This is a genomic window from Mucilaginibacter sp. PPCGB 2223, assembly GCF_001705515.1.
Taxonomy (GTDB): Bacteria; Bacteroidota; Bacteroidia; order Sphingobacteriales; family Sphingobacteriaceae; genus Mucilaginibacter.
Window position 1 is genome coordinate 165,919 of the sequence record NZ_MDJS01000001.1, and the last position, 16,461, is coordinate 182,379.

At 44.9% G+C, this 16,461-nt stretch carries 17 protein-coding genes and 1 tRNA gene; 8 read left to right on the forward strand and 10 right to left on the reverse strand.

What is annotated here, in order from left to right:
* Window positions 1-22: 22 nt before the first annotated feature.
* Window positions 23-469: a type I restriction enzyme HsdR N-terminal domain-containing protein gene (locus tag BEL04_RS00755; RefSeq protein WP_065999140.1), complete on the reverse strand. Its 447-nt coding sequence runs from the start codon at window positions 467-469 to the stop codon at window positions 23-25.
* A 122-nt stretch (window positions 470-591) separates the two neighbouring features.
* Between BEL04_RS00755 and holA the strand changes: the two genes are divergently transcribed.
* Both holA and BEL04_RS00765 read left to right on the forward strand, forming a co-directional pair.
* Window positions 592-1,614, forward strand: a complete 1,023-nt coding sequence (gene holA / locus BEL04_RS00760) for a DNA polymerase III subunit delta (RefSeq protein WP_065999141.1) — start codon at window positions 592-594, stop codon at window positions 1,612-1,614.
* 197 nt (window positions 1,615-1,811) lie between these two features.
* Window positions 1,812-2,024, forward strand: a complete 213-nt coding sequence (locus BEL04_RS00765; protein ID WP_065999142.1) for a hypothetical protein — start codon at window positions 1,812-1,814, stop codon at window positions 2,022-2,024.
* A gap of 25 nt (window positions 2,025-2,049) precedes the next feature.
* Here the strand turns inward: BEL04_RS00765 and BEL04_RS00770 are convergent, their stop codons facing one another.
* Both BEL04_RS00770 and BEL04_RS23785 read right to left on the reverse strand, forming a co-directional pair.
* Window positions 2,050-2,430 carry a group III truncated hemoglobin gene (locus tag BEL04_RS00770; RefSeq protein ID WP_065999144.1) on the reverse strand — a complete coding sequence of 127 codons (381 nt, stop codon included), beginning with the start codon at window positions 2,428-2,430 and terminating at the stop codon, window positions 2,050-2,052.
* A 12-nt stretch (window positions 2,431-2,442) separates the two neighbouring features.
* Window positions 2,443-4,272, reverse strand: a complete 1,830-nt coding sequence (locus tag BEL04_RS23785; protein WP_083227701.1) for a PAS domain-containing sensor histidine kinase — start codon at window positions 4,270-4,272, stop codon at window positions 2,443-2,445.
* Window positions 4,273-4,564: 292 nt separating this feature from the next.
* Here BEL04_RS23785 and BEL04_RS00780 point away from each other — a divergent pair, with 292 nt between their 5' ends.
* The 3 genes from BEL04_RS00780 (at window position 4,565) to BEL04_RS00790 (ending at window position 8,339) form a co-directional block, all read left to right on the forward strand.
* Window positions 4,565-4,969, forward strand: coding sequence for an EVE domain-containing protein (locus BEL04_RS00780; protein ID WP_066003285.1), 405 nt, complete (start codon window positions 4,565-4,567; stop codon window positions 4,967-4,969).
* 96 nt (window positions 4,970-5,065) lie between these two features.
* On the forward strand, window positions 5,066-6,985 hold the full coding sequence (locus tag BEL04_RS00785; RefSeq protein WP_066003287.1) for an ABC-F family ATP-binding cassette domain-containing protein: 1,920 nt from the start codon (window positions 5,066-5,068) through the stop codon (window positions 6,983-6,985).
* Window positions 6,986-7,076: 91 nt separating this feature from the next.
* Window positions 7,077-8,339 carry a DUF5103 domain-containing protein gene (locus BEL04_RS00790; RefSeq protein ID WP_065999147.1) on the forward strand — a complete coding sequence of 421 codons (1,263 nt, stop codon included), beginning with the start codon at window positions 7,077-7,079 and terminating at the stop codon, window positions 8,337-8,339.
* A gap of 7 nt (window positions 8,340-8,346) precedes the next feature.
* Here BEL04_RS00790 and BEL04_RS00795 read toward each other — a convergent pair whose 3' ends face one another.
* Window positions 8,347-8,868 (reverse strand): acyl-CoA thioesterase, encoded by a 522-nt coding sequence (locus BEL04_RS00795; RefSeq protein ID WP_065999150.1) that lies wholly within the window; start codon window positions 8,866-8,868, stop codon window positions 8,347-8,349.
* A 98-nt stretch (window positions 8,869-8,966) separates the two neighbouring features.
* On the opposite strand from BEL04_RS00795, the gene BEL04_RS00800 reads away from it, so the two are divergent.
* Window positions 8,967-9,488: an O-acetyl-ADP-ribose deacetylase gene (locus tag BEL04_RS00800; RefSeq protein ID WP_065999152.1), complete on the forward strand. Its 522-nt coding sequence runs from the start codon at window positions 8,967-8,969 to the stop codon at window positions 9,486-9,488.
* A gap of 43 nt (window positions 9,489-9,531) precedes the next feature.
* On the opposite strand, the gene BEL04_RS00805 is transcribed toward BEL04_RS00800, so the two are convergent.
* Together BEL04_RS00805 and BEL04_RS00810 are read right to left on the reverse strand one after the other, a co-directional pair.
* The gene (locus BEL04_RS00805) at window positions 9,532-10,512 is read right to left on the reverse strand and encodes an aldo/keto reductase (protein WP_065999153.1); all 981 of its coding nucleotides are present in this window, start codon (window positions 10,510-10,512) and stop codon (window positions 9,532-9,534) included.
* Between the two features lie 8 nt (window positions 10,513-10,520).
* A complete protein-coding gene (locus BEL04_RS00810) occupies window positions 10,521-11,288 on the reverse strand; it encodes an SGNH/GDSL hydrolase family protein (RefSeq protein ID WP_065999154.1) in 768 nt (255 codons plus the stop codon).
* Window positions 11,289-11,360: 72 nt separating this feature from the next.
* Between BEL04_RS00810 and BEL04_RS00815 the strand changes: the two genes are divergently transcribed.
* Window positions 11,361-12,395 (forward strand): quinone-dependent dihydroorotate dehydrogenase, encoded by a 1,035-nt coding sequence (locus tag BEL04_RS00815; RefSeq protein ID WP_065999155.1) that lies wholly within the window; start codon window positions 11,361-11,363, stop codon window positions 12,393-12,395.
* Window positions 12,396-12,435: 40 nt separating this feature from the next.
* Here BEL04_RS00815 and BEL04_RS00820 read toward each other — a convergent pair whose 3' ends face one another.
* The 3 genes from BEL04_RS00820 to BEL04_RS00830 all read right to left on the reverse strand — a co-directional run bounded on the left by BEL04_RS00820 (window position 12,436) and on the right by BEL04_RS00830 (window position 13,512).
* On the reverse strand, window positions 12,436-12,612 hold the full coding sequence (locus BEL04_RS00820; protein ID WP_065999157.1) for a spore protein: 177 nt from the start codon (window positions 12,610-12,612) through the stop codon (window positions 12,436-12,438).
* A 32-nt stretch (window positions 12,613-12,644) separates the two neighbouring features.
* Window positions 12,645-12,715 (reverse strand) — tRNA-Cys (locus BEL04_RS00825).
* 47 nt (window positions 12,716-12,762) lie between these two features.
* On the reverse strand, window positions 12,763-13,512 hold the full coding sequence (locus BEL04_RS00830; RefSeq protein ID WP_065999159.1) for an RNA methyltransferase: 750 nt from the start codon (window positions 13,510-13,512) through the stop codon (window positions 12,763-12,765).
* Between BEL04_RS00830 and BEL04_RS00835 the strand changes: the two genes are divergently transcribed.
* Complete coding sequence (locus BEL04_RS00835) at window positions 13,503-15,857, forward strand: BamA/TamA family outer membrane protein (protein WP_083227702.1); 2,355 nt, start codon at window positions 13,503-13,505, stop codon at window positions 15,855-15,857. The two genes, BEL04_RS00830 and BEL04_RS00835, sit on opposite strands and share 10 nt — an antisense overlap.
* A 69-nt stretch (window positions 15,858-15,926) precedes the next feature.
* On the opposite strand, the gene BEL04_RS00840 is transcribed toward BEL04_RS00835, so the two are convergent.
* Complete coding sequence (locus BEL04_RS00840) at window positions 15,927-16,460, reverse strand: hypothetical protein (RefSeq protein ID WP_065999164.1); 534 nt, start codon at window positions 16,458-16,460, stop codon at window positions 15,927-15,929.
* Window position 16,461 lies beyond the last annotated feature (1 nt).

Sequence of the window (16,461 nt, forward strand, 5' to 3'; positions counted from 1 at the left end):
TTTGCGCCTCCGCGTGAAAAGTCTATTGGTAATCAGGCAGCGCTTCGATAAAATCAAAACTTTCGTTATGGTGGTCTATGCGGCAATAATAGTGCTGCAAGCCATTAGTTACCGCTAACAAAGCAATGCGGTGCACCATATTGTAACGCGCAATCTGATCGAACACACTTTGGTTGATCTTTACCGATGGCGCCTTACATTCCACCAACAGCACCTTTTCGCCCAGGTTGTTAAACACTACGATATCGCTGCGCCGGGCGCGGCCGTGGAGCCGTAAGCCGCCTTCGAGCCTGATCAGGCTACGGGGATAATTCTTCTCGCGGATGAGGTACTGCACAAAATGCTGACGTACCCATTCTTCAGGAGTTAAAACCACTTCTTTCTTCCTGATCTCGTCGAACAGAAAAAGCTGCCCGTTCTCGTCGGTGATCTTAAAAGGATAAGGAGGAAGATTGAGCGGCTGAAGCATTTTTCGAAGTCAGAATTCAAAATTAAAAAGTCAAAAATAGAAATATATAGTTCGTATGCCCGAATTAAACTATCAACAATACCCGCTTTTGAATTTTGAATTTTTACTTTTGACTTATCATCATGACTGCGCCCGAAATTTTAAAAGACCTCCGTAACCGCAAATTCAAACCCTTATATCTTTTGCACGGCGAAGAACCGTATTTTATCGATTTGCTGGGTAACTATATTGAGCATAACCTGCTGAGCGAGGCCGAACGTGGCTTTAACCAAACAGTGGTTTACGGTAAAGATACCGATATGATGACGGTGCTCAACGCGGCCAAGCGTTACCCCATGATGAGCGATTACCAGGTTGTTTTGGTAAAAGAAGCGCAGGATATGAAATGGGGCAAAGAAGATGACGACAAAAAAAGCATCGACCCGGTGCTGAGCTACCTTGAAAACCCGCTGCCCAGTACTGTGCTGGTTTTTTGCTATAAATACGGCAAATTCGATAAGCGCAAAAAATCGTACAAAGCGATCGATAAAAATGGTTTGGTGTTCGAATCGACAGCGCTTTATGATAATAAAGTTCCGGGTTGGATTGAGGATTTTGTGCAGGAAAAAGGCTATAAGATTAGCCCGCAGGCGGCCGCTTTACTGGGCGAGTACCTGGGTAACGATCTTTCGAAAATAGCCAACGAGCTCGAAAAGCTGATGCTTAACATCGCCAAAGGGCAGGAGATCACGCCTAAAGAAATACAGGACAACATCGGCATCAGCAAGGAGTATAATGTTTTTGAATTGCAAACCGCACTGGGCAAACGCGATGTGGTGAAGGTGAACCGCATTATTAATTATTTCGAGGCCAATCCAAAAGCCAACCCTATCGTGGTTGTGCTGGGAACACTTAATAACTATTTTGCCAAGGTTCTTCGTTATCACTATGCAACCGATAAATCGCCGCAGGGCCTGGCGCGCGAGTTGGGGGTAAGCCCCTTTTTTATAAAAGATTACGAACAGGCAGCGCGTACCTTTAATTACGGTAAAACTATACAGATCATCGGCCTGCTGCGTGAGTATGATTTAAAAAGTAAGGGAGTTGGTTCAAACACCGATCATGGCGGGTTGATGAAGGAGCTGATGTTTAAGGTACTTCATTGATTTGGGGGCATGAAGCCGGAAGCGAGAAGCTTTTTGTCGCTAACATAGTACTTCTTGCTTGAAGCATCCTGCCTCAAGCTAATATTGTCCGCTAATTAGTCCAATATTAATTTCTGAAAGTGCCTTAACCGGCTGTATTTGTGCTTTTTATTTGTGGTACGGCTATTGAATAACCCTATTAATAAAATTTGGTCACTATGAAAAAAATAGCATTATTGTTAGCCCTGGCTGTTGCGTCAGCAGGCGCTTTCGCTCAGCAAAAAGTAGTTAAGGACGAGGTTAAAACTAAAAAAACAACTACTGTGGGTCAAAAAGTTCATAATGTTTTTAGCAAGCACAAACATTACAGTGGTACTAAAACCAAACATGTAGTTAAGAAAGAGAAAAGTGCAACGGTTAAACCAAGTTAAATAAATTGCCCCTAAAGGGGCTTTTTTATTGCCTTTTCTGCAAGATCTTCGCAATCATAACTTTTGCGATATTATTTGCGCGATGCCTGGCTTCATCTGCAATAGGCCCCGTAAAATACCGATCTACTGTTATCTGCCACAAAAACAACCACCGGTTAAACTGATTTTCGTTCAATTCGCTCAACCGGTCTATTTCCAGATGTACTTTCACAGGGTTACCATGGTAATGGTGCGTGCCCAGCAAAATATCTTCCCAAAAATTAGCGATAACGGGCAAGTGAGTTGCCAGGTCGAGATGTGTTATTTCGGTAAAAATAAACCCGATTACGTCATCAGCGAAGGCACGTTCGTAAAATTTAGTTAACAGAGATTCAATATCTGTTCGGGAGGCAATGTCGGCAGGCATGCGGTAAAGTTACTATTCTTTACCTACTTTCACCCCCGCTTTGGTTAACCATTCAATCGCGCTTTTTTTATCGCCAAAGGTTTTAATGGTGATGGGGCCATTAATATTTTGGATTGTCTGGTCGGCAGCCATACGGCTAAACGTGCTGGGCGAATAGATCCAGGCCAGATGCGTTAATCCGGCCTTTTCGAGCATCGGGAAACACTCTTTTATCACCCATTGTACAGCATCGGCCCAGGTGCCCATTACTTTCAGATTATCGTTTAATAATAAAGGACAGTGGTATTCAATAAGCCCCTCGATTATTTTTGTGCAACCCCGTTTAACCGTCTGGAAGTTTTGAAAGCCCCTCCAGTTTGCATACACATATTTACCGTCTTCATCATAAGTTACGCTAATGCCTGTATCATGATAGGCCGAAATAACCGGTGTCCCATAGTTTTTAATGGCCGAAAAGTTTGAAAAAGGCAGGCGTAAACTAAAAGTCGAACCCTTTCCCTCCTCACTTTCTACCCATATCGAACCATTATGCTTCCTTATAATTTCGGCTACTTTGTATAAGCCACTGGTACCACTACGGGTTATTTCGCGGTTAGCTAAGTTGGCACATAGTTTATTAAGCGTATAATGTGGTATGCCTGCGCCAAAATCCTGTATCGAAAATATCAGGCTTTGTTCTATCACTTCCGTCCGTAAAATAATATTGCTTGCAGCGGTCGAATATTTAACAGCGTTATCGATCAGGCATTCCAAAGCTATTTTTATCCGGGTTTTATTACCATAAAAACTTGAGTCTTTAGTCAGCTCCATCATCATGGTGTTTTTTACTCCTTGCGATTGGAGTTTTGCCACAATTTCTTTCACCAGTTCGTTAAAAGCAAAATCCTTCATTTCGTACGAGATTCCGTACAATTCATCCTCATCATTAACCTTTTTGTTGACTTGCCTAACCGCCTCGTCAAGCTCCATGCTACAGTCGTAAATGTATTTACTGATCTGTTTATACTCTTCGGGGCTTGCCGCCTCGTCTTTAATTAAGCTGGCCAGGCCAAGCAGGGTGGCAATAGGTTTTCTGATCAAGTGTGAGTTGAGGTACGACACCTCTTTCATCTGGTCTATTTTTTCCAGTAGTTTTTCCTCGGCTATTTTTTTTTCGGTGATATCCCTAAAATGTACCGTTAACCCATCCGGAGTTGCATACCCGTAAATGGCGAACCATTTTTGCACGGGCCAGAAATAGCCCGTAAACTCAACATTAATGCCCGATTTTAGCGATGAGTGCATATAATTGTAAAAATCTGTATCGATAACTTCCGGAAAGGTTGTCCATAAGTTATTGCCAATAACCTGTTCTTTGCTGTAACCGATCAGGTTTTCAGCAGCGTTGTTCCAGTAGGTTACGTTAAAATCAAAATCAGTTTGAAAAAAGCCTATCGATGTACTTTCTAATATGCGGTCAAGCTTATTCCGCGTACTATCAAGTTTATTTCTTATTTCTTTTTCGCTATTGATGTTGTGCGCATAGGCCAGGCGTGCCCGCACGTCCTGGTACGCTATCAGGAATGATACCAATTCGACATAAAGTATTTTTTTGTCTTTGGTAATATGTTGCAGCTCGCGGATATTTAAGCCGTTTCCTTTGATCTCCGATAGTGTCTGTTCTAAATCAGGTTTGCTTTTGTCGGCCCGCAAATCCCAGATGGTGAGGTTTAAAAATTCTTCTTTGGTATATCCGTATTGTTGCAGGGCAGCGGTATTCACTTCCAGCATTTGCAGACTGTTGGTGTCAAATATCCACATGGGTTGCGGATTAGAATAGAATAGAAAATCAAAATTCGTCATCTGTTCAGTCTAAAGCTAAGGAAGGTTAAAATATTACTGCATCATATGACTGCCATTTTCCCATTAACAGAGCAGTTTACAGAAAAATAATGCCTAAGGACTTCTGTAATACAATGTAAGCAAGTAAATTAACAAATCAGCTTATTTGGAGATAAATATTTTGAGTATTGTTGCCGCTTCTCAACATACTACATACTATAAAAATAATTACAGTTCTGCTTGCCGGGCATAGGATAACAGTTTTTAAGCCACAAACTAAATGCCTAAATTAGCAGCACAAAACTCTTACTACATGCAATATTGGCTCGTCAAATCCGAACCTGTAAAATACAGCTGGGAAAAATTTAATAAGGATGGCCGCACCTTTTGGGATGGGGTGCGCAACTACCAGGCACGCAACAACCTGCGCGATATGCGCGAAGGCGACCTGGTGTTGTTTTATCATAGTAATGATGGTAAAGAAGTTGTCGGCATAGCCAAAGTAGTTAAAGAAAGCTACCAGGATCCAACCACGACCGATCCGAACTGGGTGGTGGTCGACTTGTCGCCGGTAGAAACACTGAGAAAGCCAGTTACTCTCGAAACGATCAAGGCTGATCCTAAACTTGCCAATATCCATCTGGTGCGCCAGGGCAGGTTGTCGGTAATGTCATTAAAGCCCGAAGAGTTTGACAGGATAGTGGAGTTAGGGAGCTAAAAGCTTAAAGCATAAAGCCGAAAGCAAAAAGTATTCATGAACAGCCTGAGCTTTAAGCTTTCTGCTTTCAGCTCAAAATCGTACCTTTGCGGCCAAATGATCGCTATAAATAACCTGACGTTCGAGATTGGTGCAAGGGCCCTTTACGATGAAGCCAACTGGCACATCAAACCCGGTGAAAAAATTGGTTTGATAGGTGCGAACGGTACCGGCAAAACCACTTTGTTAAAAATTATCGTGGGCGAATATAAGCCTACTTCGGGTACGATATCCAAATCGAAAGACCTGGCCATGGGCTACCTCAACCAGGACCTGCTTTCGTATTCATCTGATAAAAGTATTCTGCATGTGGCCATGGAAGCTTTTGAGCGCCAGAACCAGCTGCATACCGAAATTGAAAACCTGCTCAAAAAACTCGAGACAGATTATAGCGAAGACCTGCTGCATAAGCTGAGTGACAAGCAAACCGAGTTTGAAGCCCTGGATGGCTACAACATCGAATACAAAGCGCACGAAATTTTAGCCGGTTTGGGTTTCAGCGAAGAAGATACGCATCGCAAGCTCAGCACCTTTTCGGGTGGTTGGCGCATGCGCGTGATGCTGGCTAAGATACTTTTACAGGCTCCGGATATCCTGCTGCTGGATGAGCCTACCAACCACCTTGACTTACCGTCCATCCAATGGCTGGAAGAGTATTTAAAAGCCTTTGAAGGCGCTGTGGTGATCGTATCGCACGACAGGTGGTTTTTAGATAAGGTGATTAACCGTACTGTCGAATCCCGCAAAGGTAAATTAACCGTTTACGCAGGTAACTACTCCTTTTATTTAGAAGAGAAAGCTTTACGCGAAGAGATACAAAAAGGCGAGTTTAAAAACCAGCAGGCCAAAATACGCCAGGAGGAACGTTTGATCGAGCGTTTCCGTGCCAAGGCATCGAAAGCCAAAATGGCACAATCGCGTATCAAAATGCTCGATAAAATGGAGCGTGTTGAGGATGTGGACGATGATAACCCGTCGGTAAACTTCAGCTTCCGTTTCACTAAGCAGTCGGGCCGGCATGTGATCACTTTAGAAGATATCAGCAAAAGCTATCCGAACCTGAGCATCCTGGAGCATACCGAAGCCGTGATCGAAAAAGGGGATAAGATTGCCCTGATCGGTGCGAACGGTAAAGGTAAATCAACTTTACTTCGCATTATCGCTGATGCTGATAAGGATTTTACCGGTAAGATGGTTACCGGCCATAATGTTACCGAAACCTTCTTTGCGCAGCACCAGTTAGAGTCGCTGCATTTGGAGAACGAGATACTGCAGGAACTGCAATCATTTGCGCCCAAGCATACCGATACCGAGCTGCGCTCCATATTAGGTTCGTTCCTGTTCACTGGCGATGATGTGTTTAAAAAGATCAAGGTACTTTCGGGTGGCGAAAAATCGCGCGTGGCATTGGCTAAAGCGCTTACCGCCGATGCTAACTTCCTGATCCTCGATGAGCCTACCAACCACCTGGATATCCAATCGGTAAATATTTTAATCCAGGCTTTGCAGCAGTACGAGGGTACTTTCATCGCCGTATCGCACGACAGGTATTTCCTGGATAATGTGGCCAATAAGATCTGGTTCATCGAAGATAAAAAGATCAAGCAGTACCCGGGCACTTATGCCGAGTTTGATGAATGGTATGCCAAACGTAAGTTGCAACCGAAAATAGAACTGCCGGCGGCTCCGAAAAAGGAAGAGAAAAAAGAACCGGTTAAAGAGCAAAACCCATCGGAAGATAAAACCAAACAGCTAAAAAAGCTAAACGGCGATTTGGCCCGAATGGAAGAGAAGATAGCCGAATTGGAAAAAGCCATCAGAGAGTTGGAGAATAAGCTGGCCGAAGACGGCGTTTATAATGACGCGGCCAGATCGAAAGAGGTAAACGCATCGTATCAGCAAAAAAAGGATGAACTGGCTAAGGTACAGGATGAATGGGAAGCGCTGGCTGAGCAGATCATGGAGCTGGAAGCGTAAGCCCCACCCAACCCTCCCCGGTAGGGAGGGCTTTAAAAAAGTATACAAGTAAAGTCTCCCCTACCGGGGGAGATTTAGAGGGGGCCTATATATGATGAAAAACTATCTGATCCTGCTGCTTTCCAGCATTAGCTTCAATGCCTTTGCCCAGCAGCCGTACGATGATTACGTTTACCAGCCGTCCATCAAAACCATACAGTTTTACAATAAAAACAAAGAGCAATCATTTCCGGAGATCGCTTTGGGTTCGAACGAGCAATTGCTGCTGTCGTTTGATGATCTGCGCTCAACCAGCCGTAATCTTACTTATACCATCGAACATTGCGATGCCGAATGGAATTCATCAAGGCTGTCGCCAACCGAGTACCTGCAAAGCTTTACCGAGGACCGTATAAATGAGTATCGTTACTCCACCAATACCATCCAAAAGTATGTGCATTATGAGCTTACGTTGCCTAACTTCAGCATCGTACCTAAGCTTTCGGGCAATTATATTTTAAAGGTTTTCGAGGATGGCGATCAGTCGAAGCAGGTTTTCACCCGCCGGTTTTACGTGGTAGACAGCAAAGTTTCTATTGGTGCAGAGGTAGTGGCGTCATATAACAATACGTTAAGACAATCGAACCAGAAGCTAAACATCCAGGTAAACTACGGTAGCCTGGTGGTACAGAACCCGTTTAATGATATCCGTTTGCTGGTGCTTCAAAACGGCCGGACGGATAAATCGCAAACCAATTCCAAACCTTTTAATGTGCGCGGTACCCAGTTGTTGTATACCGATTTTGCCACTAACGATTTTACCGGTGGTAACGAGTTTCGTCATTTTGATTTGCGATCGTTGCGGCTGAATTCCGAAAGAGTAGGGAAGATATACCGGGATACGGCAAATATGGTGGTGCTGATAGGCGACCCTAACCGGGATGCGCCATCGTATACCTTTCAGTATGATAACGACGGCAGTTTTTTTATTTTGAACCAGGACGGGCGCGACCCGCGTACCGATGCCGATTACGTGCATGTTTATTTTAGCCTGGCGGGCAATAAATCGGCATCCGAAGGTGCGGCATACATCGTTGGTAAATTCAATAACTATAGGCTGGATGAACATAGCCGCATGGATTATGATCCCGGCAAGGGCCGTTTTTATACCGATCAATACCTCAAACAAGGGGTTTACGATTACGAATATATCTGGGTGCCCAAGGCAAGCGCTGTGCCCGACGACACGACTTTTGAAGGCTCGTACTTTGAAACCGAAAATGATTACCAGGTGCTGGTGTACTACCGCCGCACCGGCGCCCGCTGGGACGAACTGGTAGGGTATCGTTTATTGAATACAACAAATAGGAGATAAATCCTTATTACCTTCCGCTCAACGGATCAAAAAATAAGGCTTTTAACTCGGTAGCGTCGTCCGCTTTCATACGCCCGGCCAAAACCAAACGCAATTGCCTGCGGCGTAAGGCTCCGGCAAATAAGGCCTTGTCTTCTTCCGTCTCAGGTATAAGTTCGGGTACTTTTACTGTATTGCCCTCCTTATCTAAAGCTACAAAGGTGTAGTATGCCTCGTTACTTTTATTACGTGTGCCCGAGGGAATGTTTTGCGCCCATACATCAAGGCGTACTTCCACCGACGTATTAAAAGCGCGGGTAACTTTCGATTCAATACTGATCACATCTCCCAGTTTGATCGGCGATTGGAACGATACATTATCGACTGAGGCGGTCACTACAATGCGGTTACAATGTTTTTGCGCGGCAATGGCCGCCGCGATGTCCATCCAGTGCAGTAATCGCCCACCCATCAGGTTGTTCAGCGTATTGGTATCGTTGGGTAATACCAATTCATTCATTATGGTATGCGAGTCTTTGGGTGTCTTCATGCTATTGCTTTGCACAAAGATAGTATTTACGCGAAGCATAAATGGTTTTGGTGGTCGGAATATTCAAACATAAGCTATCTTAGTGCGTATTTAACATTATGGATAAGCGAATAAAAGTGGTACAGGGCGATATCACCAAACAGCAGGTTGATGCCATTGTAAACGCGGCCAACAGCAGCCTGATGGGCGGCGGCGGTGTTGATGGCGCTATCCACCGGGCGGGCGGAAAAGCTATATTGGAAGAATGTATTAAGATAGTCGACAGGCAGGGGCGTTGCAAAACCGGCGAAGCCGTGATCACTACAGGCGGCAACCTGCCGGCCAAATATGTCATCCATACCGTGGGCCCGATCTGGAACAAGGGCAATGCAAAGCAAAACCAGTTGCTGGCTAATTGCTATCGTAACAGCCTGAAATTGGCAGTGGGTAATAATGCTAAAACCATCGCTTTCCCGAATATCAGTACGGGTGTTTACCGTTTCCCTAAAGAGGAAGCAGCACAGATCGCTATTGATACAGTTAATGAGTTTTTATCACGCAACGATACACTTACAGAAGTGGTTTTTGTTTGTTTTGATAAAGAGAATTATCAGATATATGCAGATATCTTAAAGTCTTAGGCGGTCATTTGCGCATCTGCACATCCCCTCATCTGTGTATTACTCAATAATGCCCCCTTATCTTGTTATGTATCTCTTCATCGTATAGTTTACGTAGCGATTGGTGTATTTCGGGCGATAGCGGTTTTAGGTCAGATGCTTCGATATTACTGTACACCTGCCAAACCTTACTGGCGCCAGGGATAACGGTAGTTACTTCCGGGTGGTCCAATATCCAGCGGATGGCCCATTGCGGCATCCGGCTGTCGGGCAGCATACCTTTTATTTTATTGGCCAGTTTAACGCCTTCTTTAAACTCGATGCCCGAAAAGGTTTCGCCTGTGTTAAAAGCTTCGCCATTAGCGTTGTAGTGACGGTGATCGTTTTGGGCAAAAGTAGTCGTGTCGCTAAACTTGCCGCTCAGCAGGCCGCTTGCCAAAGGTACGCGTACAATAATGCCCACGCCTTTTTCTTTTGCTTTCGCGAAAACCTCTTCGGCTACATGCTGGCGAAACAGGTTGAAAATGATCTGTAAAGATGCCAGGCCTTCCTGTTCCAAACAAATCAGCGCTTCCTCGCTGGTTTCAACACTGGCGCCAAAGTGTTTGATCAGGCCTTCCTGTTGCAGTTTACGCAGATGGTCGAATATTTCACCTTTGCGCATCACTTCGGTAGGTACACAATGTAATTGCTCCAAAAATAATTGCGATTGCCCCAGATGCTTCAGCGAGTCTTCTACATGGCGTTTCAGATAATCGAAAGTATAAGCTGGCGGCCAGCCGCCGGCATCGCCTTTACGGCCGAGTTTGGTAGCTACATAAACCGGTTGGTCAACGGTTTTTAAAAACTTACCGATAATGCTTTCGCTTACACCCATGCCGTACACATCGGCGGTATCTATAAAGTTGCCGCCCTCGTCGGTATAGGCTTTTAGTATGGCCAGGGCATTATCTTCATCAATTTTGCCCCAGTCGGCGCTGCCCAATTGCCAGGTTCCCAGGCCAACTTCGGCTAATTCAACGTCTTTAAATTTTCTGTATTCCATTGTATCAATTATCCTTTTACGGTTTCGAGCCAGGCTTCGGCCATTAAAGTAATGCCAGCCGCACTGGGATGTACGCCATCGTTCGTCCAATAGTTGCCTGGAGCAACCTGCACAGCCTTATCAAAAATACTTTGATAGGGGATAAACGCAGCATCGTAGCTTTCGGCAATCTCTTTGGCAGCGGCGCGGAAATCGTTGAACGCAGGGTACCACTTATCGGTAACCGCTTTTACATCCTTTACGGCAAAGGGTTCGCCAATAATGAGCTTAACATCGGGCAGGGCTTGTTTGGTACGGTCAAGCAGTTTTTTATAGTCCGTGCGGTAAGTATCGATGGTGCCGGTATAACCGCTTGTAAGGGTATGCCAAAAATCGTTCACGCCAACTAAAATGCTCAGTACATTGGGTTTGATAGCTAAGCAATCTTTATCCCACCTGTCGGCAAGCTGGTAAACCTTATTACCGCTGATGCCGGTGTTAAAGATCTGCAGTTTTTTGCCGGGATAGGCCTTTAGCAAATGGCTGCCGGCTATCATGGCGTAACCGCTGCCCCAGTAAGCCAGTGTATTGGCCTTAATGTCGGTTTTGTTACGACCGGCATCGGTTATCGAATCACCCTGGAACAGGATCACGTCGTTATCCTTAAGTCCGATCCTTTTGCCTTTGGCGGGCGGCATTGCGGCCGCTACAATTTGGGGGATGCTCAGGGTGGCCAAAGTGCCTAAACCGGCGTTCCGGATAAAATCGCGGCGCGATCTGCTAAAGAGGTTGTTCATTGGTTTTTTGTTTTTTGTCGAAACTAAGATATACACAAAAAACACATTGTCAAAAAAGCTAACTTCGCGGCTATGTACCGGCTCATCAAACCCATCCTCTTCAAATTCGATCCTGAAAAAGTGCACCATTTTGTTGTGCGAAATCTAAAGCGGGTTAACCGTTTCCCGGGTGGCAGCGCGCTGAGCAGGGCAATATGGACCTATGATGATGAGCGCCTGAAAAAACAAGTATTCGGACTAACTTTTAAAAATCCTGTCGGACTGGCGGCCGGTTTTGATAAAAATGCCGAAATGATGGCCGAGATGGCTAACCTGGGTTTTGGTTTTGTTGAGGTGGGAACGGTAACACCATTGCCCCAGCCAGGTAACGACAAGCCGCGGATGTTTCGCCTGCCGGCCGATGGAGCGCTTATTAACCGCATGGGCTTTAATAACCAGGGCGTGGATGTGGTTGCCGAACGGATAAAAGTTTATCGCAGCTCAAAAAATGCTGACAGTAGTTTGATTATCGGTGGTAACATCGGCAAAAACAAAATTACCCCTAACGAGAACGCGGTCGACGATTATATCAAATGTTTCGACCGCCTGCACGATGTGGTGGATTATTTTGTGGTGAATGTAAGCTCGCCCAACACACCCGGCTTGCGCGCTTTGCAGGAAAAAGAACCGTTAAAAAATATCCTCAATACCTTACAGCAACGTAACATCAAAAACCCTGCAGCGCGACCCATCTTACTCAAAATAGCGCCCGATCTGACCGATGAACAGTTGGATGATATTGTCGAGATCGTAACCGAAACCGGTATCGCCGGGGTTATCGCCACCAATACCACCATTAGCCGCGAAGGCTTAACATCTCCGCACAAAAACGAAACAGGTGGTTTAAGCGGAAAACCGTTGACAATCAGATCGACCGAAGTGGTCAGGTATTTGTCCGATAAATCTAAAGGTTCGTTCCCGATAATCGGTGTAGGCGGCATCCATTCGCCGCAGGATGCGCTGGATAAATTAAAAGCAGGCGCTTCGCTGGTGCAGTTGTATACCGGGTTTATCTACGAAGGGCCGGGGTTGATCGGGGCGATCAACAAAAAAATCCTGCTGGCCTAATACCAGCAGGATTTAAATTATGGTACAGAAATAATTCTGCTTATTTTTTTGCTTCTAAAGCTGCTAAAACTTCGTTGTTTTTAGCTAACTGGCTTTTGGTCGATTCTTTCGAACGGCTTCCTGGTTCCAGGTTAGTAGCCAGTTTTAAATGCTGAACTTCTAAACGGCTAACCGTTTTGTTCCTTCTGTCTTTTCTTTTTAAACGAGTAACACCCATGACTTTAATATTTTAATTACTTTAACTTCTTGAGGTCGAGAGCGGATTCGAACCGCTGTAGGAGGTTTTGCAGACCTCAGCCTAGCCACTCGGCCACCCGACCCTTAAATTGGACTGCAAAAATAGTAATATTATATTGCCTTACAATTTTTATTTCAAGGTTTTTCTGGATATTTCTGAACAAAATATCGCAGTCGCTATCGCCACGTTTAACGATTCTGTCTTTCCGGGCTGTGGTATAGTTACCCGGTGCTGTATCAGTTCCTCAATTTCGGCGCGTATGCCATTACCTTCGTTGCCCATCACAACCAGGCCCTCGGTACCGAAATCGGTATTGTAAATATTACTGCCGGCTAACAGGGCGCCAAATACAGGTAGCTTGGTTTGTCTGATAAAATCAGCCAGGTTTAGATAGTGGATATTTACCCGCGCCAGCGAACCCATCGTAGCCTGAACAACTTTTGGGTTGTACGCGTCGACCGTATCTTCCGAACAGATGATATTTTTGATGCCGAACCAGTCTGCAGTGCGGATAATAGTACCCAGATTACCCGGATCCTGTATGCCATCTAAAGCTAAAGTAAAACTTTGTCGAGGCGCAGCTGTTTCAGTTTTGGCCCATTGCGGTATTTTTATCAGGGCAATAACATCCTGCGGAGTAGTAAAACTGCTTATTTTTTCGAGTATGTTTGCGGGTATTTCCCGGAGGTTTATTTTTTGGGATAATTTAAGCAATTTTGGGCCTAAGGCAGGCGTGTGATAAATGGTTTCGATATGATAATCCGAGTTAATGAATTCTGTTACCGATTTGATACCTTCAACCAAAAAAAGACGGTGCTCTTTTCTGCCTTTTTTTTGTTGTAAGGATTTTAAAAAACTGATTTGAGATTTTGAAAGCATATACCCGGTATAATAATTACGGCCTTACAATTTTAAGTATTATTATTCTCTTTTTAGTCCAGGCGTGCAGTACCACCCGTGGCCTCAAAGGTAACCAGGTTTTGGTACGGAAAATAACTATAAACGGCGTTGATAAACAATACCAGGAGGCAATAGTAAACTATGTTGATAAGGAACAGCAACCCAATAACTGGTTAAACCTGCAATTTTATTATGCCTTCAGCCGTCACGGGAAAAAGGACATCGGTGAGGCCCCTCGCATACTCGACTCAGATCTGGTAGAATTTTCGCGGGTGCAGATAGAAAAATTTTTGGCGCACCGCGGGTACCTCAAAGCCAAGGTTGAAGACAAGATCAGGATAAAAGGAAAAAAAGCCGAGCTTATTTTTAATGCTACCGAAGGTCCGCTGTTCCGGATACAAAAACTTCAGGATAGTATTGAAGACCCGCATGTAAAAACTTTATATAATGCCAACAAGGCTTTGCTGAGCCAGGTTAAAGCTGGCGATCCGTTTGATGTGGACAGCCTGGCATCAGAGCGTGAGGGGATATTTCAGTTAATGAAGCGTAACGGGTATTACGATTTCTTCCGTCAGTCAATCAACTATAATTACGATACGGCTTTTAACAAAAGCGCCGTTGCCGTTACGCGCATTATCTCCAATCCGCCCGACGACGATAAGCACGAAATATATACCATCAATAACACGACCATAACTATTTACAATAGTTATGGCAGGGCTGTTGGTAAGGCCGACACCATGCGCGTCGACTCGCAATTTATATTCGTAGATTATTCGCACCGGTTCAAACCATCGGCGTTAACAAATTATATATTCCAGCGTAAAGGCGATCAATACAATATCGAAAAGCAAAACCTCACCACATCGCGCCTTTCCGAATTGAACGTATTCCGTAATGTACCCAACCCGACTTATACTAAAACAGCCGACAGCACCAACCGCCTGGATAGCCGGATAGATATTATCCCATTGAAACATATGGCTAACCGGATAGAGGGTGAATTTATTTTTAACAGAGGACACACGGGTTTTAATATCGATAACACTTTTACCGATCGTAACCTGTTTAAAGGCGCCGAGATATTGCAGTTGAAACTGAGCTGGAGTGTATTGTTCAATGGCGCGGCAACCGCCGGTAACTCTATCCAGAACCAGGATTTTAAGGCCGGCTTAAATTTGGTTTACCCGCGTATTATATCGCCGTTTAAGTTACCTATACCCGGTAAATATGGTGTACCTCATACTACCATCTCCTCAAACTACCAGTTGTTTTTCCAGGAAGGTTTGGTGTCGCGAAAGAGCTTCATTAACTCAATCACCTACGATTGGGCCGAAACCACACAAAAACTGCATTCGCTTACGCCGATAAACATCGAGTTTTCCAAAGGTATTATCGATCCGGTAGCGCAAACCCAACTGATCGGGCAAAACCGTTACTCGTATGTTTATTTAATTGGCCGTACCATATTTACCGCAGGCAGCCAGTATTCATACCAGCTAAATGCCAATAAACTGTATACGGCAAACACCTTTACCTATTTTCGGGGCACCATCGATGCTGGCGGCAATACCCTAAGCCTGATGAGTAAGCTGCTTAACACCCGTAAAGATACCCTGGGGCAACGTACGCTGCTCGGGCAAACTTTTGCACAATATACCAAAGCCGAAACCGATCTGCGGTTTTACCGTCGTTTAGGTACCGATCAGGCATTGGTTTTTAGGTTTAATGCCGGTATTGGAGTCCCTTACGATAACAGCAGCCAGCTTATTTTTGAAAAGGATTTTTATGGGGGCGGCTCAAACGATATCCGCGCGTGGTTGCCACGTACCTTGGGCCCGGGCCAGTTTAACCGTGCAACTGCCTATGGCAGTGATACCTCTCTGCGCAGCCGTTTGAAATATCTCGACCAGTTTGGCGAGATCAAACTGGTGGGCAACCTCGAATACAGGTTTGGGTTGATCGGTAACTTTTTTGGTTCGAAGCTTAATGGCGCCTTTTTTACCGATTTTGGCAATGTATGGCGCTTAAAGCCCGAAACGGATAGCCCTAACGGCGCTTTCGACTTTAGTAAGTTGTTTCAATCAACAGCCATTGGTATCGGTACAGGTTTGCGTTTCGATCTGAGCTTCTTCGTGTTTCGTTTAGATATGGCCTTTAAGTTTAAAGATCCGCAGTTTACGGGTTCTGACCAGTGGGTGCTGCTTAAACATGGCGACGAGCTTTTCCGCGCCGGGGCGTTTAAACACAATTACCAGGTAGCCAACAGCGGCGACCCCTATAGCTTTATGCAGCTTAATTTTGGGATAGGGTTGCCTTTTTAGCCCCCTAACCCCCTAAAGGGGGTATTTAACTTTGCATTTCAAAACCTCACCCTTTAGGGGGCCGTGGGGTTAAAACACGTGCTTCAGCCCTTCGAACACCGTATCAAAGAAAGTGCCTACGCTTAAGCCACTGTGATGATTAAAATATAAAAAGATACAGAAGAGGATAGCGGCGATAATAATAAAACGCTTAAACATGTAAGCCAGCAACACCAGGATGATGGGTATGGCTATGAGAATAATCCAGCTGATGTGTATCGGGCTAAGGCTCGTATCGCGTTTATAAACATAGTACAATGCCGAGTTCGACCCTTTTTCGTTACTGTGTTTAAGGAAGATAAAGCTCGATTTATCCAGCTTGTGATGATAAAAGGCGGTCCCGTTCTCAAAGTTCAGGTCTTCATCGAATCCGTTGATCGTGAACTTAAACAAACCGCTGATGTTTTCCTGTATCGTACCTGCTGTATCGGTAGCTACTATAGCTACCTCATCCTTGGCGAAAGGGTTCTCCCTGATGGTGAAGTTTTTGATCAGGATAGCGTCGGCTCGGGCTGTAATTGAGCCCAAACCGGTAATTAACAAGATCAGGATAAGTTTTTTCATA